23 protein-coding genes and 1 riboswitch are annotated in these 26211 nt (G+C 39.1%); of the genes, 17 read left to right on the forward strand and 6 right to left on the reverse strand.

Going from position 1 to position 26211, the window contains the following annotated elements:
• Nucleotides 1-82: 82 nt before the first annotated feature.
• From ACQY4U_RS20535 to ACQY4U_RS20550, 4 genes are all read right to left on the reverse strand, one after another.
• Entirely contained in the window at nucleotides 83-1318 is a 1236-nt protein-coding gene (locus ACQY4U_RS20535; RefSeq protein WP_428331336.1) for a homoserine dehydrogenase, read from the reverse strand.
• Entirely contained in the window at nucleotides 1318-2373 is a 1056-nt protein-coding gene (locus ACQY4U_RS20540) for a homoserine O-acetyltransferase family protein (RefSeq protein ID WP_428331764.1), read from the reverse strand. The genes ACQY4U_RS20535 and ACQY4U_RS20540 overlap by 1 nt, the downstream gene beginning before the upstream one ends.
• Before the next feature lie 80 nt (nucleotides 2374-2453).
• Nucleotides 2454-3779, reverse strand: coding sequence for an O-acetylhomoserine aminocarboxypropyltransferase/cysteine synthase family protein (locus ACQY4U_RS20545; protein ID WP_428331337.1), 1326 nt, complete (start codon nucleotides 3777-3779; stop codon nucleotides 2454-2456).
• Nucleotides 3780-4023: 244 nt separating this feature from the next.
• Nucleotides 4024-4134: riboswitch (SAM riboswitch) on the reverse strand.
• Between the two features lie 150 nt (nucleotides 4135-4284).
• Entirely contained in the window at nucleotides 4285-5403 is a 1119-nt protein-coding gene (locus tag ACQY4U_RS20550) for a trans-sulfuration enzyme family protein (RefSeq protein WP_428331338.1), read from the reverse strand.
• A gap of 383 nt (nucleotides 5404-5786) precedes the next feature.
• Here ACQY4U_RS20550 and mqnE point away from each other — a divergent pair, with 383 nt between their 5' ends.
• From mqnE to ACQY4U_RS20580, 6 genes are all read left to right on the forward strand, one after another.
• Nucleotides 5787-6980 carry an aminofutalosine synthase MqnE gene (gene mqnE / locus ACQY4U_RS20555; protein WP_428331339.1) on the forward strand — a complete coding sequence of 398 codons (1194 nt, stop codon included), beginning with the start codon at nucleotides 5787-5789 and terminating at the stop codon, nucleotides 6978-6980.
• An 80-nt stretch (nucleotides 6981-7060) separates the two neighbouring features.
• A complete protein-coding gene (locus ACQY4U_RS20560) occupies nucleotides 7061-7678 on the forward strand; it encodes a histidine phosphatase family protein (RefSeq protein ID WP_428331340.1) in 618 nt (205 codons plus the stop codon).
• Between the two features lie 19 nt (nucleotides 7679-7697).
• Nucleotides 7698-8441: a menaquinone biosynthetic enzyme MqnA/MqnD family protein gene (locus tag ACQY4U_RS20565; RefSeq protein ID WP_428331341.1), complete on the forward strand. Its 744-nt coding sequence runs from the start codon at nucleotides 7698-7700 to the stop codon at nucleotides 8439-8441.
• A gap of 74 nt (nucleotides 8442-8515) precedes the next feature.
• A complete protein-coding gene (locus tag ACQY4U_RS20570; protein ID WP_428331342.1) occupies nucleotides 8516-9322 on the forward strand; it encodes an SDR family oxidoreductase in 807 nt (268 codons plus the stop codon).
• Nucleotides 9323-9655: 333 nt separating this feature from the next.
• Nucleotides 9656-10138 (forward strand): hypothetical protein, encoded by a 483-nt coding sequence (locus tag ACQY4U_RS20575; protein WP_428331343.1) that lies wholly within the window; start codon nucleotides 9656-9658, stop codon nucleotides 10136-10138.
• A 191-nt stretch (nucleotides 10139-10329) separates the two neighbouring features.
• A complete protein-coding gene (locus ACQY4U_RS20580; RefSeq protein WP_428331344.1) occupies nucleotides 10330-12522 on the forward strand; it encodes a bifunctional alpha,alpha-trehalose-phosphate synthase (UDP-forming)/trehalose-phosphatase in 2193 nt (730 codons plus the stop codon).
• A 192-nt stretch (nucleotides 12523-12714) separates the two neighbouring features.
• On the opposite strand, the gene ACQY4U_RS20585 is transcribed toward ACQY4U_RS20580, so the two are convergent.
• Nucleotides 12715-14502 (reverse strand): glycoside hydrolase family 15 protein, encoded by a 1788-nt coding sequence (locus ACQY4U_RS20585; RefSeq protein ID WP_428331345.1) that lies wholly within the window; start codon nucleotides 14500-14502, stop codon nucleotides 12715-12717.
• Between the two features lie 174 nt (nucleotides 14503-14676).
• Between ACQY4U_RS20585 and ACQY4U_RS20590 the strand changes: the two genes are divergently transcribed.
• The 9 genes from ACQY4U_RS20590 to ACQY4U_RS20630 all read left to right on the forward strand — a co-directional run bounded on the left by ACQY4U_RS20590 (nucleotide 14677) and on the right by ACQY4U_RS20630 (nucleotide 24536).
• Nucleotides 14677-15312, forward strand: coding sequence for a peroxiredoxin (locus tag ACQY4U_RS20590; protein WP_428331346.1), 636 nt, complete (start codon nucleotides 14677-14679; stop codon nucleotides 15310-15312).
• Nucleotides 15313-15457: 145 nt separating this feature from the next.
• On the forward strand, nucleotides 15458-15655 hold the full coding sequence (locus ACQY4U_RS20595; RefSeq protein WP_073400201.1) for a cold-shock protein: 198 nt from the start codon (nucleotides 15458-15460) through the stop codon (nucleotides 15653-15655).
• Nucleotides 15656-15766: 111 nt separating this feature from the next.
• Nucleotides 15767-16996: an MFS transporter gene (locus ACQY4U_RS20600; RefSeq protein WP_428331347.1), complete on the forward strand. Its 1230-nt coding sequence runs from the start codon at nucleotides 15767-15769 to the stop codon at nucleotides 16994-16996.
• 81 nt (nucleotides 16997-17077) lie between these two features.
• Nucleotides 17078-17992: an oxygen-dependent coproporphyrinogen oxidase gene (gene hemF / locus ACQY4U_RS20605; RefSeq protein WP_428331348.1), complete on the forward strand. Its 915-nt coding sequence runs from the start codon at nucleotides 17078-17080 to the stop codon at nucleotides 17990-17992.
• A 2-nt stretch (nucleotides 17993-17994) separates the two neighbouring features.
• The gene (locus ACQY4U_RS20610) at nucleotides 17995-18390 is read left to right on the forward strand and encodes a hypothetical protein (RefSeq protein ID WP_428331349.1); all 396 of its coding nucleotides are present in this window, start codon (nucleotides 17995-17997) and stop codon (nucleotides 18388-18390) included.
• Nucleotides 18391-18562: 172 nt separating this feature from the next.
• On the forward strand, nucleotides 18563-21124 hold the full coding sequence (gyrA, locus tag ACQY4U_RS20615) for a DNA gyrase subunit A (RefSeq protein WP_428331350.1): 2562 nt from the start codon (nucleotides 18563-18565) through the stop codon (nucleotides 21122-21124).
• Between the two features lie 2 nt (nucleotides 21125-21126).
• Nucleotides 21127-22245: a tetratricopeptide repeat protein gene (locus tag ACQY4U_RS20620; RefSeq protein ID WP_428331351.1), complete on the forward strand. Its 1119-nt coding sequence runs from the start codon at nucleotides 21127-21129 to the stop codon at nucleotides 22243-22245.
• Between the two features lie 3 nt (nucleotides 22246-22248).
• Nucleotides 22249-23544, forward strand: a complete 1296-nt coding sequence (locus ACQY4U_RS20625) for a tetratricopeptide repeat protein (protein ID WP_428331352.1) — start codon at nucleotides 22249-22251, stop codon at nucleotides 23542-23544.
• Between the two features lie 197 nt (nucleotides 23545-23741).
• Nucleotides 23742-24536 (forward strand): SDR family NAD(P)-dependent oxidoreductase, encoded by a 795-nt coding sequence (locus tag ACQY4U_RS20630; protein WP_428331353.1) that lies wholly within the window; start codon nucleotides 23742-23744, stop codon nucleotides 24534-24536.
• 54 nt (nucleotides 24537-24590) lie between these two features.
• Here ACQY4U_RS20630 and ACQY4U_RS20635 read toward each other — a convergent pair whose 3' ends face one another.
• Complete coding sequence (locus ACQY4U_RS20635) at nucleotides 24591-24779, reverse strand: hypothetical protein (RefSeq protein WP_428331354.1); 189 nt, start codon at nucleotides 24777-24779, stop codon at nucleotides 24591-24593.
• A gap of 197 nt (nucleotides 24780-24976) precedes the next feature.
• Between ACQY4U_RS20635 and ACQY4U_RS20640 the strand changes: the two genes are divergently transcribed.
• Entirely contained in the window at nucleotides 24977-25522 is a 546-nt protein-coding gene (locus tag ACQY4U_RS20640) for a GNAT family N-acetyltransferase (RefSeq protein ID WP_428331355.1), read from the forward strand.
• Nucleotides 25468-26148, forward strand: a complete 681-nt coding sequence (locus ACQY4U_RS20645; protein WP_428331356.1) for an AlbA family DNA-binding domain-containing protein — start codon at nucleotides 25468-25470, stop codon at nucleotides 26146-26148. Before ACQY4U_RS20640 ends, ACQY4U_RS20645 begins: the two co-directional genes overlap by 55 nt.
• Nucleotides 26149-26211 lie beyond the last annotated feature (63 nt).

Below are 26211 nucleotides of genomic sequence, written 5' to 3' on the forward strand. Positions count from 1 at the left end.
TTCATATTTTAATTATAGCCCATAAAAAAGGCCCCGGTAAAGGAGCCATTTTTAAAAACTATAAAATCTATAAAAAAAATCATTAGGAGGCTTCGGCTACCTGGGCTACTTCTTTAGCTAACTCAATACCGGCTAACTGATCTGCAAAAGCAACAAAGGCTTTGCCATCAGCAATCAGTTGCTGGTTATCAACCAGGTTTTGAAGGTTTATCTTCCCGATCACAAACTTATAGCTACCGGAATAATAGCGCTCATGGATATGCGAGAAATTCAATGCTTCAACAAGGCTTTCGTCATCATATCTTAAATAAATATTCAGTTCAATATTGTTGGTAAAGTTAAGGCCCTTACGCTCCTTAGCCTTTTTATATTCGTACTGATAACCATAACGAAGTGCGGCAATGTCTGACAGTACAGCTGATCCTGTTGGGTGGCCGCCGGCTCCCTTACCAAAAAAGAATTGCTGATCGGCAAATGCAGCCTGTACAATTACACCATTATATTCATACTCCACGTTGTATAAAAACTCCTTATCGTTTACAAACTTGGGCAAAACAAATAAGGCAACATGGCGGTCGTCCAATTCCTTCGCAACCGGAACCAGTTTAATTTTCAGGTTCTTTTCGCGGGCATATTGAATATCGTTGGCAGCCAGGTTTTGGATCCCTAAATTAAAAACCTCATCAGGCTGAACAATAACGCCATAAGCATGCGAAGCAGCAATTACTAATTTATATTTAGCATCATAGCCGCCCACATCACTTGTTGGGTCGGTTTCGGCAAAGCCAAGGTCTTGCGCTTGTTTCAATGCCGAATCATAATCCAAACCTTCATTAAATCCTTTTGAAAGTATGTAGTTTGATGAACCATTAAAAATTCCGCTGATGGAGTGCAGCAATTCATTGTCATAATATTCTTCCAGGTTACGGATGATGGGGATACTGCCACAAACCGCACCTTCGTATAATAAAGATGTACCGTGTTTATGTTGCAGGGCTATCAGCTCTTCTAAATGAAGGGCGATCATTTTTTTACTGGCCGATACCACATTTTTCCCCGAGCTTAATGCCCTTGATACAATTTCAAATGCAGCTTCGGTATCGTTTATCAGTTCAACAATGGTATTTATCTCGGGGTTATTCAGCAGCTCATCCCTTTCGGTAGTAAATAAATGTGCCGGCAGGGACCGTTCTTTATGCGAATCCTTAATGGCTATCTTAACAATCTCCAGGTTAAGGTTTTTTGTCTTGATGATGTCGTACAAGCCCTGGCCAACAACGCCAAAGCCAAATAGGCCTATGTTTAATTTTTTACTCATTATGCAGTCCGTTGCAATTCTATAATTTTTCCTTTTACATCCGTTTTAAAAAACGATGTTATTACGTTTGTTAATAATTCTGTTTCAATCAAAAATCCATCATGGCCATAAAACGACTCCAACTCGGCAAAGGCCGATTTTGGAATATGCCTGAAAAGATACTGTTGTTCTTCTATCGGGAATAAAACATCAGATTTAATACCGATAACCAATGTACGTGCCTTTATTAAACTTAAAGCTTTTTCAACACCATGCCTGTTACGGCCCACATTGTGCGAATCCATACATTTTGATAAATACCAATAGCTGTAAGCATTGTAACGGTTCACTAACTTCTCGCCCTGGTAACTCTGGTAAGTTGCTGCTTTAAAGTTATCAAGTAAAGCATCTGCTTCTTCCTGTTGGGTAACTGCATAAGTTTTATAATTACGGTAGGATAGGAGCGCTATGCTTCTTGCTGCCTTTAAGCCTTTGCTACCGCCATCAGGTGTATTTGAATAAAATGTACTGTCGGCATCAATCGCTAATCGTTGCGACTCATTAAATGCAATTCCCCAGGGAGAATGCTTTGCATTTGAAGCAATCAGTATCAGGTTTTTAATTCGTTCAGGTTCAATAATTGCCCATTCAGCGGCTTGCTGACCACCTAATGAGCCACCGATAAGGATATGAATATTTTTAATTTTTAGATGTGCCGCCAATAACTGGTGTGCACCTACAATATCTCTGATGGTAAACTGCGGAAAAGACAGGTAATAAGGCTGCCCTGTTGCCGGATCAATACTTAGAGGGTTAGTTGTGCCGTATGGCGAGCCTAAAATATTGGCACATACTACAAAATGCTCATCAGGGTTAAAGTAGTTATTATCGCCAAAAAGACCTTTCCACCAATCGTAAACGTCGGAGTTTGCAGTAAGGGCATGGCATACCCAAACCACATTATCCGCGTTTTTATTTAATGTTCCGTAAGTATGAAAACCTATTTGTAACTCACTTAACTCCCTGCCCGATTCGAGCTTAAAAGATCCTTGATATTTAAATATTTCGAAGTCCATTTTCATTTTTGTTATCCGGGGCAGGTGCCTGTATTCCAGGCAACCAAACCCTTAATAACTTTACTATATCACTTTAAAAACTATACTAATTCGTGGGCCTGTGCTTTTATTTTAGCAAAGGCTTGTTCCAGATCTGCTTTCAGATCGTCTATATGTTCTAACCCAACTGCAATGCGCAATGAGTTTGGCAGTACACCTGCCGATAATTGTTCTGCATCTGATAATTGCTGATGCGTTGTGGCCGATGGCTGAATGATCAGTGTTTTGGCATCACCAACATTAGCTAAATGGCTTACCAATTGCAGGCTATCAATAAATTTGCTGGCATTTGCTTTATCGCCTTTAATATCAAAGGTTAATACGGCGCCAAATCCATTTTTTAAATACTTTTTAGCTAAAACATGGTGTGGTGATGATGGCAACCCCGGATAGTTTACTTTTTCAACCTGCGGATGTTGTTCCAGCCATTTGGCCAGTTCAAGCGTATTATCTACATGGCGCTGCACACGCAGCGAAAGTGTTTCTAAGCCCTGTATGGTTAACCATGAATTGAATGGAGATTGCGAAGGCCCAAAATCACGCAGACCTTCTACCCGGGCCCTGATGATAAACTGGATATTCCCAAACGGGCCGCCTATGCCAAATACATCGGCAAATACTAAACCATGATAACCTTCGGATGGCTCAGTAAACTGCGGAAACTTGCCATTTCCCCAATTATAATTACCACCGTCAACTATCACACCGCCAATGCTGGTACCATGCCCGCCAATCCATTTGGTAGTTGATTCAACTACTACATTAGCCCCATGTTCTATCGGGCGGAAAAGATAACCACCTGCACCAAAAGTATTGTCAACTATTAAAGGCAGATCATGCTTTTTTGCCAATGCCGATACCTTTTCAAAATCAGCTATGTTAAAACCGGGGTTACCTATAGTTTCAAGGTAAATGGCCTTTGTTTTATTGTCAATTAATAGTTCAAGATTTTCGGCAGTATCATCTTTTGAAAAACGTGCATCAATGCCCAAGCGTTTAAAGGCTACTTTAAACTGATTGTATGTGCCCCCATAAAGAAAAGGGGAGGTCACAAAATTATCGCCAACCTGCAATATATTATTTAATGCAATAAACTGTGCTGCCTGGCCCGATGCTGTTGCTAAAGCGGCAACGCCACCTTCTAAAGCGGCTATGCGTTTTTCAAAAACATCTGTAGTGGGGTTCATTAAACGGGTATAGATGTTACCAAACTCTTTAAGCGCAAACAGGTTTGCACCGTGCTCAGCACTTTTAAATACGTATGATGTAGTTTGATAAAGTGGTACAGCGCGTGAACCTGTTGTTGGATCAACCTCCTGACCTGCATGTAGCTGCAATGTTTCGAATTTTAAATTGGCAGATGACATAATTTTAAGATTTAATGGTTTTTTGAAATTTGTTGATTAATTGGTCACAATGGGGTATAGAACACCTTTGTGAAACACGTAACGTTTTCGGGAAAAAGAAAAGGTAAAACGTGTTAAGGCTTAGCAGCAGCAACAAATACACATATAGCCATTTGTAGGACTATAAACGTATAATATAGCAGTGCTTTTGGGCGCCTTAAAAATGTTTTGGAAAATTGTGTTAATCAAATTTTTCATGGTTGTTAATTTATATTCCCCGGTGTTATTTGCCGGGACAGGAATTGGCACCTTCTTCACCATTGAAGGGTTGCCAGCGGGTAATTGAGCCTGATCTCTCGCCGCTTCTTTATAAATCAAAACCTTTTGCGGAGGTAATGATCATGGTATTGCTACCAAATATTGTTTCAAAGATAAGGTGATAAATATTAAAATACCAAATTTTATTTTTATTTACTGATAGAAAAGCCAAAAGCAGGGAGGTTGATCTCCCTGCTTTTGTAAGTTTTTATTTGGCAAACGCTTGCTCAAGGTCTTCAATCAGGTCGTCGATATGTTCTAATCCTACAGATACCCTTAATAAATTGAAAGGTGTTTTGGTATCAGGGCCTTCAACCGATGCGCGGTGTTCAATTAAACTTTCCACACCGCCTAAGCTGGTTGCCTGGGTAAATATTTTAAGTTTGTTAATTACCCGCCGGGCTTCGTCAGGCCCATCTGCCAGGCAGAAAGACAGCATCCCGCCAAAGTTCATCATCTGTTCTTTTGCTATCTGGTGCTGCGGATGCGATAATAAACCGGGATACATTACTTTTTCAACCTTTGAATGGCTCTCTAAGAATGCAGCTAATAATTGGGCATTGTTTACATGGCCGCGCATGCGGTAAGGTAAAGTTTTAATACTTCGCGTTAGCATATAACAATCCATAGGCGAGGGGATAGCGCCACCCAATTCCTGCACCTTCCTTATCTTTAGCCACCAGTCACTTTTATCATTGGTTATTAGCGCACCGCCTATTAAATCACTATGTCCACCAAAGTATTTGGTGCAGGAGTGCATAACCAAATCGGCACCCAAAGCAAGTGGTTGCTGGCATATTGGGGTGGCAAATGTATTGTCGCATGCCACTTTTATGCCTTTAGTTTTGGCAATAGCTACTACTTTTTTAACATCCGTTATTTTTAATAGCGGGTTTGATGGGGTTTCAATCCATATTAACCCCGTTTCGGGCCTGATATGTTTTTGTAAAACATTGGTATCATTAACATCAATAAAATCAAAGGTCAATATACCTGCAAACAAGTTTTTAAGCTGATTACGTAAACCATGATACATGTCATCGGGGGCTATAATATGTGTACCCGGGAGCAGCGACTGAAAAACAGCCATGCCAGCAGCATTGCCTGATGAAAATGATGCCGCATCAACACCACCTTCTAACTTTGCCAATACATTTTCAAGCAGGGTACGGTTGGGGTTGCTGATCCTGCTGTATATATGCCCACCGGGGTAAGTTCCATCAGTACCGCGCTCAAAAGTACTTGACAGTACAATTGGCTGTATAACTGCTTTTGAGGTTGCATCAACGTGGTTACCGGCATGTATGGCTATAGTTTCAATCTTCATGTGTAGTGATTTTGTAACAAACTTAATGTTCAGTTATGTATTTAAGTATACTTATACAAATAAATTTAAAAAATGAAAGCATTAAGTACTCCATACCCTCAACTGCTCCATAGTTTGATGGTGCTTTAGCAGGGGTTATGTTTGTTTGTGGTTTATACTATACTAACCATTACATCAGTGCATGATTATAGACTTTGAAGAGGCAGTTATAGTTAGGTATTTACCCAAGCAGAAAGTTAATTGGTCAGTTATTGGTCATATTTAATGTTTCAACATTTATCTTAAAGCTAAAGAAGCGTCTTTATATATTTATTAACACATCTTGTTACATTCAGTTCAATCTTTACGTTAACATTTCCTATTTTTGCACAAAGTTTTTTTTAATGGAAGCTGAAAATAATTTACTGCTATTATTACAGAATCCGCATTTATCTGCCGGTTTAAAACAAATTGCCGAAAAAGTACTGCGCAGGGAGCGTATTACTTTTGATGAAGGTGTTTTGCTATATAAAGAAGGCGAACTTGGGTATCTGGGCATATTAGCCAACTATATCCGCGAAAAGCGGCACGGAAACAAAACCTACTTCAACCGTAATTTCCATATCGAGCCAACAAATCTTTGCGTTTACGATTGCAAATTTTGTTCCTACTCCCGCTTACTCAAGCAAAAGTCTGAAGGTTGGGAATATACTATGGACGAGATGTTTGACATAGTTAAAAAGTACGATGGCGAACCTGTTACCGAAGTACATATTGTAGGTGGTGTATTACCGCAGTATGATGTTGCTTTTTACAGCGAACTGTTCAGCCGGATCAGAGAACACCGCCCCGAACTGCACATCAAAGCATTAACCCCGGTTGAATATCATTACATATTTAAAAAGGCCAAAATTGATTATGCAACTGGTATGCGCCTGATGTATGAAGCCGGTTTAGGTTCAATACCAGGCGGTGGTGCCGAAATCTTCCATCCTGAAGTAAGAGAAAAAATTTCAAAAGATAAATGCACAGGCGATCAATGGCTGGCAATTCACGAAGAGTGGCATAAGTTAGGGCAACGCTCAAACGCAACCATGCTTTATGGCCATATTGAAGAGTTTTGGCACCGGGTTGATCACATGGAAAGATTGCGTGAATTGCAGGACAGAACAGGTGGTTTCCAAACCTTTATCCCCTTAAAATTCCGAAACCAGGATAACCAGATGTCGCACGTGCCGGAATCAACCGTGGTTGAGGATTTAAGGAACTATGCTATTGCACGGATCTACCTGGATAACTTTGATCATATAAAAGCATACTGGGCTATGATAAGCCGTACCACTGCACAATTATCATTAAACTTTGGTGTTGACGATATTGATGGTACGCTTGACGATACTACAAAAATATACTCAATGGCAGGTGCCGAAGAGCAGCACCCAGGAATGAGCACCAGGCAATTGGTTGAGTTGATAAAAAATGTTGGCAGGGAACCTATTGAAAGGGATACCTTATATAATGTGGTAACAGATTATACCAACTTTGAGTTTCCGCAGGAAGCAAAACCTCAATTTTATAAATTGCCTGTAATAAATTAGTCAGTGGGTATTTGTCATCAGGTTATTAGCAATGCTATACAATAAGCTGATGACAAATAACTTAATGACAAAGTGAGCTAATGACTAAAACACTATACATCGTCCGCCACGGGCAAACAGATCTGAATAAACAAGGCATTATACAGGGCCGGGGTATGAATACCGACCTGAATGATGAAGGCCGCAAACAGGCGCACTTGTTCTTTGAAGCCTACAAACAGGTACCTTTTGATAAGATCTACATATCTGCGCTTAAACGTACCCAGCAAAGTGTTCAGCCGTTCATTGATCTGGGTATACCTTACGAAAAACTTTCAGGGCTCGACGAGTTAGGCTGGGGCATCCATGAAGGACAGCCAAGTACGCCCGAAAATAAAGCAGCCTTTCTGCAAATTATGCGCGATTGGCTTGATGGCAGGCTCGATTCAAAATTTGAAGGCGGCGAAAGCCCCAACGAAGTAAAGAAAAGGCAGTTAGAGGCCCTTGAAGTAATAATGAGTCATCCGGAAGAAGAAACAGTACTTATTTGCATGCATGGCCGGGCGCTTCGCCTTATTTTATGCCTGCTTACTGATAAGCCGCTTACTGAAATGGATGGCTTTCCGCATCAAAACCTGGTATTGTATAAAGTTGCCTATAATGGCAATAAATACAAGATCATTGATTTTAATGATGCAAATCACCTGAAAAATTCCTAATAATATACATCTACCCCCTGTGAAAAAGATCAGAATATCAGCAGTTAGCTATACCAACACCAAACCTTTTATATATGGCCTTGAACATTCAGCTATTATCAACCAGATAGAACTTAGCCTTGATACCCCAACGGATTGTGCCCAAAAACTGATTGATGATGTAGCTGATATTGGTTTAATCCCTGTAGCAGCGGCTTTAAGCCTGCCGCAGTGGGAAATAGTATCTGATTACTGTATTGGTGCTATTGGTGCAGTAAACTCTGTTTTTATTTTTAGCAATTGCGATATTAAGGATGTAAAAACCTTACAGCTTGATCCACAGTCGCGTTCGTCAAATAACCTGTCAAAAGTATTACTTAAAAACTACTGGAAAATAACACCGGAATTAGTTGTTGATGCTGCCGACTATTCACAATCAACCGATGCAACTACCGCCTTTGTTCAAATTGGCGACCGCACCTTTGGAAAAAAGGGACAATATAAATTTGTTTACGACCTATCCGAAGAATGGCAAAAACTAACCGGCCTGCCTTTCACTTTTGCGGCATGGATAGCTAACAAACCTATCTCAGCAGAATTTATGGCGGAGTTTAACCAGGCCTTAAAATTAGGTTTGGATAACAGGGCCGAAGTATTGAAAACACTTACCCCAAGGGCCGACTTTGATTTGGAAGATTACCTGATGCACAAACTTGATTTTAGCCTTACCGAAGATAAAAAGAAAGCTTTGTATCTGTTTTTAGACTATATAAAGGCCCTGTAAGCTTTAGTTACAGGTGGGTAAAACTTTATTGTTGAAAATATATTAGCTTTATATACAACAATTAACTTACCCCTATGGATTCATCATCATTAAAAGGACAATCAGCATTAGTTACAGGAGCCGACAGCGGCATAGGCAAAGGTGTAGCATTGGCACTGGCAGCAGCCGGAGCAAATGTGATCATCAATCACGTGGATGCCCACGAAGTTGCACAACAAACCGTTGACGAAATAACAGCCGCTGGCGGTAAAGCCTACGCCATTCACGCAGACATAAGTAATGAAAGCGAGGTGCAGGCCATGTTTGCCGAAATGTACCAGCAATATGGCACTATTGATATTTTGGTAAACAATGCCGGCCTGCAAAAGGATTCGCGCTTTGTTGATATGACCTTAGATCAATGGAATACGGTTATCAGCATAAACCTTACCGGCCAGTTCCTTTGCTCGCGCGAAGCAGCTAAAGAATTTATCCGCAGGGGCGTGGTTGAAGGCAGGAGCAAGGCAGCAGGTAAAATAATATGTATGAGCAGTGTACATGAGGTTATACCTTGGGCCGGTCATGTTAATTATGCAGCCAGCAAAGGCGGTATAGCCATGTTTATGAAAAGCATAGCCCAGGAGCTTGCCCCGCATAAAATAAGAGTTGTGGCCATAGGCCCCGGAGCTATCCAAACGCCTATAAATAAATCGGCGTGGGATACCCAGGAAGCATTAAGCAAATTATTAACGCTGATACCTTACAATAGGATTGGCGAGCCCGATGATATTGGCAAACTGGCCACATGGCTGGCATCAGACGAGGCTGACTATATAACCGGTACTACCATTTTTATGGATGGCGGCATGACCTTATATCCCGGCTTTGCCGATAATGGTTGATTTTAACTTTCAAACTAATAGATTATCAGAGCATACTATTAATTATCAATAAGTTTAGATAATTACAAAACAACAAGCGTATTAACTGAAAGCTAATAATCAGCTTTTTTAACGTTAACTCCATGTAAAAAAGCCATTAACAATAGTGTTAGTGGCTTTTTTTATACTTTTTAAAGTTTACATATTGTAAAAAATACACTAAGTAGGTTACAATAATTTAAATTTAGCACCAAAAAACTGGTATAATTATGAAATATTCATAAAAGTGAAATAAAATTGCAATAGTTACCAATAAAACCCTACTTTTGTTATGGATTTAAAATTTAACATAACATGAAAAAGATATTTTTAACTATTACAACTGCTGCTTTATTAAGCGTTAGTGTATTTGCTGCTGATGGTGGTAAAAAAGTAAATGACGGTACAACTACAGCTTCATATGCTGTACAACAAGCATTTAGTGCTGACTTTTCAAATGCTACAAATGTAGTTTGGACAGTTACAAAAAATTGCCAGAAGGTTGACTTCGTTTCTGATGGCGTTAAGAAAACTGCATTCTACAATTTATCAGGTGAATTTTTAGGTACAACTCAATATACTACCTACAAAGCTATCCCTGCTAAATCACAAAAATTGATTGCTGATGACTACAAAGGTTACACAGCAGGCGATGTAATTGTTTACCAGGCTAATGAGTCATTAAACAGCGACATTGAACCAACTTCATATTTTGTTGATTTGAAAAACACAAGTCACGAAGTTTTGGTACGCGTTACCAACTCTGGTAATGTTGAGTTTTTTAAACAGGTAAAATAATTTACCCAACATATTAATTTAACTTTTAAGCTATTCACCTTTTTGGGTGAATGGCTTTTTTTGTTTTAAAAACGGCCTTTTTGAGCATTATTATACATTAATTTAAAACAACTTCAGGCTATAAGCCTTTTAATAATATAACCTTTCAGTTAAATTTTTAATTGATAGGTTGTTTATTAAAATCTACTTATATGTCTAAGACAATAATTGTTTCAAACAGGTTGCCCGTAAAAATTGCCAAAGCTGGTGATGGATATACTTTTTCAACAAGCGAAGGTGGACTTGCTACCGGTTTGGGATCAATATATAAATCCGGTAACAATAAATGGATAGGCTGGCCGGGTATTGAAGTTGGTGACTTCGATGATCGTAAGAAAATTAAAGGTCAGCTCGACGATTTAAGCCTTGTTCCTGTATTTCTGGATCAGGAAGAGATCAGCCAGTATTATGAAGGCTTTTCTAATGATGTACTGTGGCCTGTATTCCATTATTATGTATCCACCTATTCGGTTTACAAACAATCCAACTGGGATTATTATAATATTGTAAATCAGAAATTTAAAGATGCCATATTAGACATTGCCGAACCTGGCGATGTGATATGGATCCATGATTACCAGTTATTACTTTTACCCGCTTTGTTACGCAAAGAAATGCCTGATATTTCGATCGGCTTCTTTTTGCATATCCCATTCCCATCTAACGAAATGTTCAGGCTTATACCCTGGCGTTACGAACTGTTGGATGGAATGCTCGGGGCCGATCTGATCGGCTTCCATACGTTTGATGATGTTCGGCACTTTTTAGGGGCTGCAACCCGTATTTTACCCGTAACATCGTCCTCAAATATTATTACCACCGGAGAAAGATCAATTGTAGTTGAATCCTTCCCGATGGGGATTGATGAAAAGAAATATTCATCACTTCCGTTAGAAAAAGAAGTTATTGATCAGATTGCTTTGATAAAAGAAACGTTTAAAAGCAGCAAGCTCATCCTGTCAATAGACAGGCTTGATTACAGCAAGGGTATATTACAGCGTTTAGAAGCATTTGAGCATTTGTTGCAACGCCACCCGGAATATATTGAAAAAGTAACCCTTCAAATGATTGTGGTACCTTCAAGGGATACTGTACCGCAATATGCACACCTCCGCGATGAAATTGACAAAAGGGTTGGTAATATTAACGCGATGTACCGTAACCTTGACTGGACGCCCATCCATTATTATTACCGATCATTTTCGATAGAAACCTTATCGGCATTATACTATTCGGCTGATGTTTGCCTGGTAACGCCCATCCGCGATGGGATGAACCTGGTAAGTAAGGAATATGTAGCCAGCCGCATAAATAATGATGGCGTATTGATACTAAGCGAAATGGCAGGTGCATCAAAAGAATTGATAGATGCACTGATCGTAAACCCCAATAATACAATTGAGGTTTGCGATGCTATTATAACTGCCCTTAATATGCCTTTGGAAGAACAGCAACGCCGTATGCAGCAAATGAGGCAGTTGGTTGCCAAGTTCAATATCAAACACTGGGTAAAGATATTTATGGAGCGTTTAAAAGAAGTAAAGCTGATGCAGCGCTCCATGCAATCAAGGCACGTAAGTTTTAGTACAGAACAATCCATTATTAACCGTTATATAAAAACCAAAAAGAGGATCATCTTTTTAGATTATGATGGCACACTGGTAAATTTTAAATCCAATATTGAAGATGCATCGCCTGATAAGGAATTGTATTCGATTATAGATAAGCTGAGCGAAGATCCGGCAAATGAACTGGTACTTATCAGCGGGCGAAAGCACGAAAACCTGAGTGAATGGTTTGGCGATAAAAACATGTACTTAATTGCGGAGCATGGTTCATGGTTTAAACAGCAAAATACATCGTGGCATAAAATATCAGGCCTTTCGGATAGTTGGAAGCAGGAGATATACCCGGTGTTAGAAACCTATGTAGACAGAACTCCCGGCTCATTCATCGAAGAAAAAACATACTCCTTAGTATGGCATTACCGTAATGCACAAAAGGGCTTAGGCGAGCTGCGCGCCAACGAATTAATGAACAACCTGAAATACCTGGCAAGCGATAAAGGACTACAACTTTTACCCGGCGACAAAGTGCTGGAGGTAAAAAATATGGAGATCAATAAAGGTAAGGCCGCTATGATGTTGGTTGAAAAAGACGATTATGATTTTATTATAGCTTTCGGCGATGATTATACCGATGAGGACGTATTTAAGGCATTGCCTGATAGTGCATTAACTATAAAAGTTGGAAGTAATGTTTCAGCCGCAAAATTCTATTTAAGAAACCCCGCCGAAGTAAGGAAACTACTGTTAAACTTTACAGAGAATGTACCTGTGCATTAGGCTAAAGGTGAAAAGTTAAAGGATTGAAGTTTAAGGGCGAAAGGTAAAGGCTAAAGCTGGAAGCGTAATGGTAAAAGGTTTAATGTGAATCATTTATTATTCACTCATCTTTAATTTATAATATCGCAAAACCCTTAACCTTTTACCTTTCACCCTTCACTTTTTTCGCCTTTACCCTTTAACCCCTTCTATCTATAAAAATATCGGCCTGTCTAATTTCATGGCTATGCGGTAGGCGGCATTCATTAATCCAACATGGCTATAGGCTTGCGGGAAATTACCCCATTGGCTACCTGTTTCCTCATCAACATCCTCGCTGAATAATAATAGGTGATTAGAGTACTGCAGCAGGTTTTCAAACTCGCGCATGGCATCATCAATGCGTCCTACAGCAGCTAATGCTTCAACATACCAAAAGGCACAGATCAGGAAAGTTGTTTTCGGCTTTCCAAAATCATCTTTGTATAAATACCTGTAAAATAAACCATTGGATGCCTTTAACTCTTTCTCTAATGCAATCAGGTGATCTTTTGCCCTGTCTGATGCCGGGTCGAGATAATTCATCATAATCAATTGAAGGGTACTTGCATCCAGGTTAGAGCTGCCTGCCGAGTTAGTATAAACTTTTCTAACCGGATCATAACAGCTTTCAATATGTACAGCGGCACGTTCTTTTAACGAAATCGCTTTGGCAACTAATTCCTGGTTATCAATTGTTCTGGCCATTTTTTCGGCTGCTGATGCACCGGCCCATTGAAACAGGTTGCTGTAGCAATGAATATTTGCCATATTCCTGAACTCCCAGATTCCGGCATCTTTTTCATCAATGGTGCTTTCTATTTTAGTGAGCAGTGACTCTATCCATCTTACGGAATCCTTTCGCTCCGAAAATATAAACCGGTGATCGGTATAGAGCGGGAGCAATGAAATAAGTACCTGCCCGTAAATATCATTCTGAATATGTTCCGAGGCCTGGTTGCCAATGCGCACTGGCTGGTTCCCCATATATCCTTCAAGGTCTGTTAAAACCTCTTCAACCAAGTCTTTTTTACCGGTGATACCATATAAAGGCTGATAGCGTGAATCCTCATTCGAAGAAATATCAGTAACATAACTAAAGTATTTTTCCATTTCCTCAAAATGGCCAATGTGGTTAAGCGCTGTTATTACATAGTAAGTATCGCGCAACCAGCAGTAACGGTAGTCCCAGTTACGGCCGCTCCCAGGTGATTCCGGCAAACTGGTGGTACTTGCAGCAATTATAGCCCCGGTATCTTCATACTGGTGTATTTTTAAAGCCAATGCAGACCTGATCACAAATGGTTGAAAATAGGTAGCAATAGAAGAGTGTTTGATCCATGTACGCCAGTATTGAACCGTTTCGCGCAAAAATCTTTCGGCCGTACTAATCAATGGTGCTTCTAATGGCTCGCCATAGGTCATCACCAAATATTTTGGCTCATTCAGTACAAATGGCTGCTCATCAAAAACATAGCTGATTGATATATTAGTTGTTAACCTGATGCTTTCATCGCCACCTAAAAACTGGATGTGGTTACTGCCACGGTTTACATGGAGTTTTACTTTACCATAATCAGAAACGGGCTCACACTTCACCACAATCTGTGGCGAACCTTCTAAAGCTTCAATTTTACGGATCAGCATTAAGGGTTTGTAATAACGCTGGTGCTCATATAAACGCGGTGCAAAATCAGTAACCCTGTATTTAGCCCCTTTAGCGGTAGTTATCTCTGTGATCAGAACGTTGGTGTTTTCAAGATAATACTGATGTGAAGTATATTCTTCGTTATTAGGCAAAATAGAGAATATGCCGCCCTTGTTTTTATCAAGCAAGCCTCCAAAAATAAAAGTACTGTCAAAACGCGGCCAGCAAAGCCAGTCGATATTTGTGTTTTTATTTATATGCGCCAAAAAGGAGCAGTTACCAATTATACCGGTATCATAAGTATGTCTTTCCATAGATGTATAGCTTGTAAAAGCATTAAAAATGTACAACAAACATTAATGTATAATGTTGAAGTAATTTTTTATATACAAAGTCTATATAATTTATAGTATTTTTTCTTATTCCTATTTATTTATCAAACAATCGCCTACCTTAGTGCATTATTAAAATATTAAAATTCTATTATTATGAGTTTACGATTGGGAGATTTAGCTCCAAACTTTAAAGCAAAAACATCATTAGGAGAAATTGATTTTTACGATTATTTGGGCGATAGCTGGGGGGTATTGTTTTCGCACCCGGCAGATTATACACCCGTTTGTACTACAGAATTAGGTAAAACGGCATCATTAAAAAGTGAGTTTGATAAACGTAACGTTAAGGTGATTGCCTTGAGCGTTGATTCGGTTGAATCGCATGCAGGCTGGATCAAGGATATAAATGAAACACAGGATGTTGAGGTTAACTTCCCGATAATAGGGGATGAGAATCGTGAAATTGCCCTGAGTTATGATATGATCCATCCAAATGCATCTTTGACTGCAACTGTACGATCATTATTTATCATTGCGCCTGATAAAACCATTAAACTGATTATTACTTATCCTGCATCAACCGGAAGAAACTTCCAGGAGATATTAAGGGTGATAGATTCGTTGCAATTAACTGCCAAATACAGTGTGGCAACACCTGCCGACTGGAAGGATGGCGAAGAGGTAGTTGTAGTGCCTGCAATTAAAACGGAAGACATCCCTGCAAAATTTCCGAAAGGTTTTACACTGGTTAAACCCTATTTACGCCTAACTCCGCAACCTAATAAATAATTTTATTTGGTTATTAATTATTTTATATATTTGATAAAGATTGGTTTTTCTATGTCCTTTCTGAAAGTAAACGCTATTTTATTCAGGTTGGATTTAGTTTTTTAATCTTTAACACAATTTTTTTATACAACAATTATAATAATTTATGAAAACTGGAAAAGTAAAATGGTTTAACACACAAAAAGGTTATGGTTTTATTGTTACCGACGATGGTAAAGATCTTTTTGTACACTTTAAAGATGTACAAGGCGGCGTAAACGCCATTAAAGATAACGATAACGTTACATACGAAGTAGAAGAAGGCAGAAAAGGATTACAGGCAGTAAATGTAAAAAAAGCATAATTTAAAGTATCGCACTTTAACAGACCTCTGTAACCGCAGGGGTTTTTTTATTGTTATTTTTTTACTAATTATTAATATTCTGCTACTTTAGCTTAACCAATCATTGCAATTATGACCGATGCTACCGCTGCCAAAGCCACAAGGAATATTGTTTTTTTAGTACTTGTTGCCTCCCTTGGATATTTTGTTGACATCTATGATCTGCTTGTTTTTTCAATCGTTAGGAAAAGCAGCCTGCTTGATATTGGTGTTAGTGCGGCAGATGTGCTTCCAAAGGGATTGTTTATTATCAACGTTCAAATGTTCGGGCTTTTGCTTGGTGGTATTTTATGGGGTGTTGTTGGCGATAAATTAGGCAGAATAAAAGTATTGTTCGGCTCTATCTTACTTTACTCTATAGCAAACTTTGCCAACGGATTAGTTCATGATGTTAATACATACGCAGCCATCCGTTTTATTGCAGGGATAGGCCTTGCCGGTGAGCTTGGTGCCGGTATTACTTTGGTAACTGAAACATTAAGTAAAGAAAAACGCGGTTACGGAACTACCATAGTAGCCGTTATAGGTCTTTTTGGTGCAGCAGCAGCCGTTATAGTAGCCAAACATGGTTGGCGTAATGCCTATTTTGTTGGTGGTGGCTTGGGCGTATTACTGTTATTATTAAGAATAGGCACCTTTGAATCGGGGATGTTTAAAAACATAGAGCAAACCAATGTTTCAAAAGGTAACTTCTTTATGCTGTTCAGCAACTGGGCCCGGTTTAAAAAATATCTTTTCTGTATTTTGATAGGTGCTCCGCTTTGGTATGTGGTAGGGGTACTGGTTACCTTATCGCCCGAATTTGGTAAGGCCCTTGGTGCAAAAGATGTTTTAAGTGCCGGCGATGGCATTTTATACACTTATATAGGTATAGCTGTAGGTGGTATATTTGCCGGATTATTGGCTCAGCTCACCAAATCACGAAAAATAACAATGGCGGTTTTTCTGCTATTATCAGTTGTAAGTGTGGTAAGCTATTTGAGTTCAAAAGGCCTTAACAGCCAGCATTTTGTTTGGCTTTGCTTTTTTATGGGTTGTACTGTTGGCTATTGGGCCACTTTTGTCACCATAGCTGCAGAGCAATTTGGTACAAATATCCGCTCAACAGTAGCTACAACAGTTCCTAATTTTGTACGTGGATCATTAATACCTATAAACCTGGCATTTACGGCATTGGTTGCCCATTATGGGATGATAAACAGTGGGTATATTATGATGGGAATACTTACCGTTATAGCTTTACTTTCATTAAGTCAGTTAAAGGAAACTTATGGCAAGGATCTGAACTATATTGAGGTTTAATTTTACCTGATAACCTGAATTTATAAATATTCAATTTATTTACTTTTCCCTTAATCAACCCAATCAATTACCTTTGCCGCGATGATTAACAGGGAGCAAATAACTGCCGATTACCAACTGATACAAGACGAGATCTGTGCAGCACTTGAATTAGCCGACGGGAAAGCACATTTTGAAGAAGAAAAATGGGAGCGAGAAGGCGGCGGTGGCGGCCGTACCAGGGTTATTCAAAATGGTAATATATTTGAAAAAGGTGGGGTTAACTTCTCCGCAGTTCATGGCAAGCTTCCTGATAGCATGATAAAAGCCTTCAAAGTGGAGCAGGATGATTTTTTCGCGACGGGCATCTCTATCGTGATCCATCCAAATCACCCGTTGGTACCAATCATCCACATGAATATCCGCTACTTTGAAATGCCATCGTCATTTGGCGAAGGGCAAAAGCCTGTCAGATGGTTTGGCGGCGGCATAGACCTTACCCCGCATTATGTAATTGATGAGGATGCCCGGTACTTTCATGCTTACCTAAAATCAGTTTGCGATAACTATAACCATGATTTTTATCATCGCTTTAAGCTTTGGGCCGATGATTACTTTTTTATAAAACACCGCAATGAAACACGGGGTATCGGCGGTATATTTTATGATCGTTTAATGGAAAATGAGGAGAATAGCTGGGACTCCATTTTTGAATTTTCAAAAAGCCTTGGCCGTTCATTTATCCCTATTTATACCGAGCTGGTTAAGCGTAACCGCGATAAAACATTTACAGAATTGGAGCAGCAATGGCAATACCAGCGCCGAAGCCGCTATACCGAATTTAACCTGGTATACGATGCAGGCACTAAATTTGGTTTAGAAACCAATGGCCGTATAGAATCAATCCTGATGAGTTTACCTCCAACTGCTAAATGGCTTTACAATTACCAGCCGGAAGCAGGCAGCGAAGAAGAAAAAACACTTTCGTTATTAAAAAAAGGAATTAATTGGGTTTAGTTATGAAAAGAGTTTTAGCCGCAGCGGCCATGCTGTTTTTGTTATCATCCTTTTATGCCAGGCCTACTTTATCGGGCATGTGGGAGTACAGCGGTGGCATTTACAATGACAAGCCTGAAAAGGCACCCACTGAATATGCCTTGCATAGAAATTATGATGCCAATCAGTATGAAGCATTTTTACTTGAAAAAGGGCAGAAGCCGGAAAAGTATGAAGCAGGAGATTATACACTTACTGCCGATAGCTGCCTTGAAACCCAAACCTTTAGCGAACAGCCTTCAAAAACACTTAATGTAGCTATACATTATCAATATACGGTGCGTAATGATACCCTTACTTTTAACGGAACATTGCCAAATGGTACCCAGGTAAAGGAGTATTGGAAAAAGATCAAATAAAGGTTTTAAACATACTGTTTGCAGGCCTTATTTACACCAGATAATTGTGGAAAACCCCATAAATGTTACTAAAAATGGCATGGTAAAGCCATTAATTTTCTTAACTTCGCAGGTCGTTTAAAATTCAATTTTAAACACACCAATATAGAGAAGAATCTACAGAGAAATAAAAATGGCCGAAGGAACAGAAAACGATAATCCGCACAAAGAAGACAGAATAATTTCGATAAATATTGACGAAGAAATGCGATCAGCGTACATTGATTATTCAATGTCGGTTATCGTATCAAGAGCATTACCTGATGTTCGCGATGGCTTAAAGCCAGTTCACAGACGCGTTTTATACGGAATGCTTGACCTGGGTTTAAGTAACAATAAGCCTTATAAAAAATCTGCCCGTATTGTGGGAGAGGTGTTGGGTAAGTATCACCCGCATGGTGATAAATCTGTTTATGATGCAATGGTACGTATGGCCCAGGATTGGAGCCTTCGTTACCCATTTGTTGAAGGACAGGGTAATTACGGATCAATAGATGGTGATGAACCTGCAGCAATGAGGTATACAGAGGCAAGGCTTGAAAAGATTGCCGAGGAAATGCTTGCCGACATCAATAAAGATACCATTGATTTCCAGCTAAATTTTGACGATTCATTACAGGAGCCAACTGTATTGCCAGCTAAGTTTCCTAACTTATTAGTAAATGGTGCATCGGGTATTGCGGTAGGTATGGCCACTAACATGGCGCCTCACAACTTAACCGAAGTTATCAATGCTACATTAGCATTGATTGACAAGCGCGATATTGAGGTTACGGAATTAATGACCTATATAAAAGGTCCGGATTTTCCAACCGGGGGTATTATTTATGGTTTTGAAGGTGCTAAAGAAGCTTTTGAAACCGGCCGCGGCAGAATTGTAATAAGAGCACGAGCTGAAATTGAAACTTATAACAATGATCGCGAACGTATTATTGTTACCGAAGTTCCGTACCAGATCAATAAATCATTAATGATTGAGCGTACTGCTGAATTGGTTAATGAGAAAAAACTGGAAGGTATCTCTGCCATCAGGGATGAATCCAACCGCTTGGGTATCCGAGTTGTTTATGAGATAAAACGCGATGCCAATGCAGCTATCGTACTAAATAACCTGTACAAATACACGGCGCTTCAAACATCATTCAGCATCAATAATATTGCGCTTGTACATGGAAGGCCAATGTTACTGAACCTTAAAGACCTGATCCACCACTTTGTTGAACACAGGCACGAGGTTGTTGTACGCCGTACAAAATTTGAACTATCAGAAGCACAAAAACGTGCACATATATTAGAAGGTTTGTTAATTGCATTAGATCATCTTGATGAAGTTATCAGGCTGATCCGTGCATCAAATACACCTGATGACGCCCGCGAAGGTTTAATAACCCAGTTTGGATTAACAGACATCCAGGCACGTGCTATTCTGGATATGACCTTAAGAAGGTTAACCGGACTGGAGCGTGACAAGATCAAGGATGAGTATGATGGACTGATGAAACTGATCGATTACTTAAACTCAATACTTAATGATGAAGGTTTGCGGATGCAGATCATCAAAGATGAGTTAATAGAGATCAAAGATAAATATGGTGATGAGCGCAATACCGAAATGGTACACTCATCTGCCGAAATGAATACTGAAGACTTTATTGAGGATGAGGATGTTGTAATTACCATCTCTCGCGAAGGCTATATTAAACGTACGCCTTTGACTGAATATCGCAGACAGGGCAGGGGCGGTAAAGGATCAATAGGCAGTAACAGCCGCGACGCTGATTTTATTGAGCATTTATTGATCGCATCAAACCACAATTACATGTTGTTCTTTACCGAATCAGGACAGTGTTTCTGGTTACGTGTATTTGAAATTCCTGAAGGCAGCCGTACTTCTAAGGGCCGTGCTATTCAAAACATCATCAATATCCCTAAAGAGGAGAACATCAAGGCTTACATCAAACTTATCAACCTTAAGGATAAGGATTACCTTGAAAATAACTTTATCATTATGTGTACCAAGAAAGGTACCATTAAGAAAACTTCTTTAGAAGCATACTCCCGTCCGCGTGCTAACGGTATCAATGCTATTAACATTAATGAAGGCGATTCATTATTAGAGGCAAACTTAACCAGCGGAAGCAGTGAAATTGTAATGGCACTTAAATCGGGCCGTGCAATCCGCTTCAACGAATCTACAGTTAGGCCGATGGGACGTACTGCAACGGGTGTTCGTGGTATCTCGTTAGAGGATGAGCAGGACGAAGTTGTTGGTATGATCAGTATCGATAACCCGGAAACTACCGTATTGGTGGTATCAGAAAAAGGTTATGGTAAACGTACCGATATTGACGACTACCGCGTAACAAACAGGGGTGGTAAGGGTGTTAAAACTTTAAACATTACTGATAAAACCGGAAAACTTGTTGCCATAAAAGGTGTTACTGATAATGAAGATCTGATGATCATCAATAAATCGGGTGTTATTATAAGGATAGCCATCAGCGAACTAAGAACTATGGGTAGAGCTACCCAGGGTGTTAGGCTGATAACCCTGAAAGGAAATGATGAGATTGCATCCGTAGCAAAAATTGAGCACGACGAGGAAGAAGAAAAAGAGGGTGATGAAAATGCAGAAAATACAGATACTGAAAGCGCAGAAGGTGCAGAATCAGCCCCTGATGATATAATTGAATAAAAATGACTGGCCGTAAAATAGTATTACCGGTTTTGATCTTGCTGTTTAGTTCTTCGTCTGTTTTTTGTCAGACAGAGGCACTTAAAAATGTAGTTAATGGTCTTGCTTTTTATAAACAAAAGAAAGACCTTAAATACTTAGCTAATGCAAAAAAATCGGTTGATAGTTTAGTTACCACACGTGCTGACTCTGCCGATGTAGAGAAAAGCGTGTACAGGGCCATTGTTTATTCAAGCATTCTATATATCGACTCATTAAATAAGCTTAATCAACCGGCTAAGTTGTTTACCCAAACTACAGACCTGGTTGATAAGCTCTCTGCAAGCAGAAAAATTTACAGGTATCAGCCCGAAATGGACTATGCCAAACATTGTTTAGCCAATGTTTATATCCGTAAAGCTTTTGTTTACATGAAAAGCTCTGATTTTATAAATGCCTTGCAATTATTTGAAGCCGCGCAGAGATATGCACCTGCATTTAAACCGCTTAATGAGTATATAGCTTATTCGCATAATAAGTTAGGCAACTCTCAGTTAGCGGCAAAATACTATGCAAATTTAGTAGCAAATGATAGCACCAAGGCCGAATATGTACAGGCAGCATCAAACACCTATAAATTATTAGGCGATACAGCAAGTGCGCTCAGCATTATTAAAAAAGGCCGTAAGCTATTACCCAATGATAAAATGCTGCTGCTTGATGAGGCCAATATTTATAGTAACCGTAAGGATTACCGTTCATTAACCCCATTATTGCCCGCATTACTTGACATTAACTCAAATAACGCCGATATTGCCTTTGTTGCAGCGGTTTGCTATGATAATTTGGATCAATATGATAAAGCAGAATCACTTTATCTGCATTCGATAGAGCTTAACAGCTCGGCTTATGATCCCATATTTAATCTCGGCCTGCTTTACTTTAAAGAAAGTGAAGTAAAAAAGGAGAGGGGTAATAGTCCGAATAAAACACGTGCCGCCCAATGGCTTGAAAAAGCAAATGAAATATCACCAAACGATGCCAATTGCCTGCATTTATTGCAGTTACTATACGCACAGGCAGGAAACCAGGACCAATATAATAAGGTAAATAATAAACTAAAACAGTTAACAAATCAATAACCCATGAAAATCAAAATTTTGATGACATGCCTTTTAGGCTTAGCTTCTGCAACAGCGTTTGCGCAAAAAGGAGAATTAAAAAATGCCCAGGAAGGCTACGATAGCTATGAATCACTGCGCGGACAAAAAGCAGCCGCATTAGCAGCCAAAGCTAAATCAAGCATTGCCGATGCCAAAACATCTATAGATAAGGCCGCTGTAAACGAAAAAACAGCCACTTTACCACAAACTTATGCTTTAAAAGGCGCCATTTATTCGGCTTTAGCTGTTGATGATACTGTTGCTACAACATCAGAACCATTATTTGCTACCGCTGATGAAGCCACTAAGAAAGCTAAGGATCTGGATACCAAAGGCGAAAACAAAAAGCTTATTGATGCAGCCAATCTTAACCTGGCTCAATATAAATTAACAATGGGCGTAAAGGAGTATCAAACCGGAAAGTATACCGATGCTTACAGGGATTTTGATTACTACCGTACCGTATTACCTGAAGATACAAACGCTATCTATTACACAGGTCTTTCTGCTGCAAACGCCGGAAAAACTGATGCTAAGTATTATCCGTTAGCAGTAACTAACTATACTAAATTATTAACTACTAAATATTCAGGTAATGCAAGAGTGTATCTTGACCTTTCAACAATTGATTTGTTATCAAAAGATACTACAGCAGCGTTGAAAATTATAGGTGAGGGTGTAACCAAATACCCATCTAACTCTGATTTGCGTAAACGTGAGGTAGAGATCGCGCTTCAATCAGGCAAACAGAACGATGTATTGGTTAAAATACAGAGTGCAATAACCAATGATCCAAAAAATAAAGACTTATATTACTACGAAGGGCTTACATATTCGCAGTTAGCTGATGCTGCTGATGCAAAAAGTGATAAAGCAAAAGATGATGCAACTAAAAAAGCACAGCACCAGATAGCACTTGATAATTATGCAAAAGCGTCGGAGTCGTACAAAAAGGCATTAGAAGTTGATCCTAATTATTTTGAAGCAAATTTAAATTTAGGATATGTTTTAATGAGACCGGCTATTGATATTTACAATGCTGCAAACAAATTACCATCAAACAAGCAAAAGGAATACGAAGCTGAATTAGCAAAATCAAATGCACAGTTTGATTTAGCTAAGCCATACCTGCAAAAAGCAGTGGATCTCAATCCAAAATCAGCTGATGCATTATCAAACCTGAGAAACTATTACAGAGGTAAATCAGACCCGGCACATGCTGCCGAAAATAAGGCTAAAGCCGATGCGCTTAAAAAACAAATAGACGCATTAAACTAATATAAGATAGGGCCTTTACATCAAAGGCCCTATTAATTGAATATATTACTTAACATAATGTTAATTATGAGAATAAAATAATTGAGTTAAAGAAAACCTTTAGTCAGGCGTTTTCCATCTTTTTTAAAAGCTTGGAATGCAATTAAAAACATGCTTACCATTGTACTGTTAATTAACATCTATCAATTTTAAATAAAATGGATCTTAAAATAAAAAATAAAATAGCATTGGTAACCGGTTCAACTTTGGGCATTGGTTATTCGATTGCAAAAGCTTTGGCTAATGAAGGCGCCCGGGTAATTTTAAATGGCCGCTCTGCCGAACGTGTTAATTCGGCTGTTGAAAAATTAATTGAGGAGACCGGGAATAAAAATATCAGTGGCATTGCTGCAGATTTTGCAGATGTTGCGCAGATAAATAAGCTGATCGCTGAACTTCCTGAAGTCGATATTTTAATTAATAACGTTGGAATTTTTGAGCCAAAAGCATTTGCAGCTATTACTGACGAAGATTGGTTAAGATTTTATGAAGTAAATGTGCTGAGTGGCATTCGTTTATCGAGGGCTTATTTTGATAAAATGATCAGTAAAAACTGGGGCCGTATTATATTTATTTCGAGCGAGTCGGCCATTCAGATCCCCGAAGAAATGATCCATTATGGTATGACCAAAACTGCACAGATAGCAGTAGCCCGTGGCCTTGCCGAACTTACAAAAGGCACAAATGTTACTGTTAATTCAGTTTTACCCGGGCCAACCTTGTCTGAAGGTGTTGGTGGTTTTATTAAAGATCTGGCTAAAGAGAAAAGAAAAACAGAAAAAGAAACTGAACAGGATTTTTTCAAAACTGCACGGCCATCATCCATATTACAACGTTTTATTGAAACGGATGAAATTGCCAGTTTAGTTGCTTACCTGGCGAGTGATATTGCGATAGCTACAAATGGTGCTGCCGTAAGGGCCGATGGTGGCGTTATCAGGAGTGCTTTTTAAACTTGTATTACAAAACAAAGGCCCGGTTTATACCAGGCCTTTGTTTTGTATTTTTTAGTGATGCGTTGTGTCTTTCTTAGTCGTATCTTTTTTATTGGTATCCACCATTGGGGTACTCATTTTGGTAGTGTCTTTTTTGGTAGTTGTATCACTACTGCTTGCATTTTTTGACGAACTGCAACCCGTTGCTATAGATCCGATCATTGCGGCTATTAATGCAACGCTTAAAATGTGCTTTTTCATAGGTTTTTTATTTAATTTTTTAATATTATACTCATTAAATACAATTACTTAACGTTGAAAATCAACTTATTGTTTGCAATTCTTTTTATTGTGCGATAGCCTGTGGGTTGTTTATAATGGGGACGGAAGTAAAAGTGTTCATATCTTTCTGTTAAACTTTTGGAGAAATTTCTGATATTAGCCAGTAAGGCAATATTATGAATAACGAGGGAGCAGGCTTCTCCCCTCTTTTAAATTTCATTAATCCGCTTAATAAAATCAGATCAAAAATGCATGTTATAATGAACGATGATACTTTCCTTAAAAAAGGGTTTCATATTTCTACCGATCAAAGCTTGCTCGATTTTGATATGATATTCACTTACCTTGATGAGGAATCATATTGGGCACAGGGAATTCCAATTGCAACGCTAAAAAAGGCAATCAGCAATTCGCTATGCTTTGGGGTGTATAAACAAAATGTGCAGGTTGGCTTTGCAAGAATAGTTACTGATAAAGCAACATTTGCTTATCTGTGCGATGTATTTATCCTACCTGAATTTCGTGGAGCAGGGCTTTCAAAGTGGCTGGTTCAAACCATTATTCAATATCCGGATTTGCAGGGCTTAAGGCGATGGTCGTTAGCCACAGCCGACGCACAAGGTTTATACAAACAGTTTGGTTTTACAGAAATAACGCGTCCTGAAAGATGGATGGAAATATTTACCCCTTATCAATCGTTCAAAAAGGAGATACAGGACTGATGAATATTAAAAGGTTGATTTTTGAGGGCGAAGGTGTAACACTTGATTTTAAAAAGACAATTACCAGCTGCGAAAAAATTGCACGCACAATGGTGTCGTACGCTAATAACAGGGGTGGTAAGCTATTGATCGGTGTAGCTGATGATGGTACAATTAAAGGTGTAAAATCTGAAGACGAAGAACGCTACATGATAACCAAGGCGGCCCATCTGTATGCAAAGCCAGCGTTGGAGCCTACCTTTGAAGAAGTTTATGTAGATGATAAGCTGGTATTGATTGTTGAAATTGCAGGCAGCTTAACCAAGCCACATTATGCACTTGCCGAAGATGGTAAATGGTGGGTTTATGTGCGGGTAAAAGATAAAAGTATACTGGCCAGTAAAATTGTTGTCGACGTTTTAAAAAGATCGGCGGGTGATGAAGGTGTATTGATTGAATATTCGACCAATGAGAAAGCGCTTTTAGAATACCTGGAAAAGGCAGCGCGAATAACCATTATAGAATGCTGCGACCTGCTTAAAATAGGGCGCAAAAAAGCGCAGCGCCTTTTGGTAGATCTCATCCTTTCCGGGATAATCAAAATTAATACTACCGAAAAGGAAGAATTTTATACTGCCGCAATTTGAGGTTAAAGAACAGCCGGTAATTAATAATCCATTTTTTAACAGTTCATAATCTTTAAAAATCTG

The sequence above is a fragment of the Mucilaginibacter sp. genome (assembly GCF_965277465.1).
Lineage (GTDB): Bacteria > Bacteroidota > Bacteroidia > Sphingobacteriales > Sphingobacteriaceae > Mucilaginibacter.

Excerpts from the sequence above, each read along its gene's own strand:
- ACQY4U_RS20535 (WP_428331336.1), bottom strand. The coding sequence starts at position 1,318 with ATGAGTAAAAAATTAAACATAGGCCTATTTGGCTTTGGCGTTGTTGGC.
- ACQY4U_RS20540 (WP_428331764.1), bottom strand. The coding sequence starts at position 2,373 with ATGGACTTCGAAATATTTAAATATCAAGGATCTTTTAAGCTCGAATCG.
- ACQY4U_RS20545 (WP_428331337.1), bottom strand. The coding sequence starts at position 3,779 with ATGTCATCTGCCAATTTAAAATTCGAAACATTGCAGCTACATGCAGGT.
- ACQY4U_RS20550 (WP_428331338.1), bottom strand. The coding sequence starts at position 5,403 with ATGAAGATTGAAACTATAGCCATACATGCCGGTAACCACGTTGATGCA.
- mqnE (WP_428331339.1), top strand. The coding sequence starts at position 5,787 with ATGGAAGCTGAAAATAATTTACTGCTATTATTACAGAATCCGCATTTA.
- ACQY4U_RS20560 (WP_428331340.1), top strand. The coding sequence starts at position 7,061 with ATGACTAAAACACTATACATCGTCCGCCACGGGCAAACAGATCTGAAT.
- ACQY4U_RS20570 (WP_428331342.1), top strand. The coding sequence starts at position 8,516 with ATGGATTCATCATCATTAAAAGGACAATCAGCATTAGTTACAGGAGCC.
- ACQY4U_RS20575 (WP_428331343.1), top strand. The coding sequence starts at position 9,656 with ATGAAAAAGATATTTTTAACTATTACAACTGCTGCTTTATTAAGCGTT.
- ACQY4U_RS20580 (WP_428331344.1), top strand. The coding sequence starts at position 10,330 with ATGTCTAAGACAATAATTGTTTCAAACAGGTTGCCCGTAAAAATTGCC.
- ACQY4U_RS20585 (WP_428331345.1), bottom strand. The coding sequence starts at position 14,502 with ATGGAAAGACATACTTATGATACCGGTATAATTGGTAACTGCTCCTTT.
- ACQY4U_RS20590 (WP_428331346.1), top strand. The coding sequence starts at position 14,677 with ATGAGTTTACGATTGGGAGATTTAGCTCCAAACTTTAAAGCAAAAACA.
- ACQY4U_RS20595 (WP_073400201.1), top strand. The coding sequence starts at position 15,458 with ATGAAAACTGGAAAAGTAAAATGGTTTAACACACAAAAAGGTTATGGT.
- ACQY4U_RS20600 (WP_428331347.1), top strand. The coding sequence starts at position 15,767 with ATGACCGATGCTACCGCTGCCAAAGCCACAAGGAATATTGTTTTTTTA.
- hemF (WP_428331348.1), top strand. The coding sequence starts at position 17,078 with ATGATTAACAGGGAGCAAATAACTGCCGATTACCAACTGATACAAGAC.
- ACQY4U_RS20610 (WP_428331349.1), top strand. The coding sequence starts at position 17,995 with ATGAAAAGAGTTTTAGCCGCAGCGGCCATGCTGTTTTTGTTATCATCC.
- gyrA (WP_428331350.1), top strand. The coding sequence starts at position 18,563 with ATGGCCGAAGGAACAGAAAACGATAATCCGCACAAAGAAGACAGAATA.
- ACQY4U_RS20620 (WP_428331351.1), top strand. The coding sequence starts at position 21,127 with ATGACTGGCCGTAAAATAGTATTACCGGTTTTGATCTTGCTGTTTAGT.
- ACQY4U_RS20625 (WP_428331352.1), top strand. The coding sequence starts at position 22,249 with ATGAAAATCAAAATTTTGATGACATGCCTTTTAGGCTTAGCTTCTGCA.
- ACQY4U_RS20630 (WP_428331353.1), top strand. The coding sequence starts at position 23,742 with ATGGATCTTAAAATAAAAAATAAAATAGCATTGGTAACCGGTTCAACT.
- ACQY4U_RS20635 (WP_428331354.1), bottom strand. The coding sequence starts at position 24,779 with ATGAAAAAGCACATTTTAAGCGTTGCATTAATAGCCGCAATGATCGGA.
- ACQY4U_RS20640 (WP_428331355.1), top strand. The coding sequence starts at position 24,977 with ATGAATAACGAGGGAGCAGGCTTCTCCCCTCTTTTAAATTTCATTAAT.
- ACQY4U_RS20645 (WP_428331356.1), top strand. The coding sequence starts at position 25,468 with ATGGATGGAAATATTTACCCCTTATCAATCGTTCAAAAAGGAGATACA.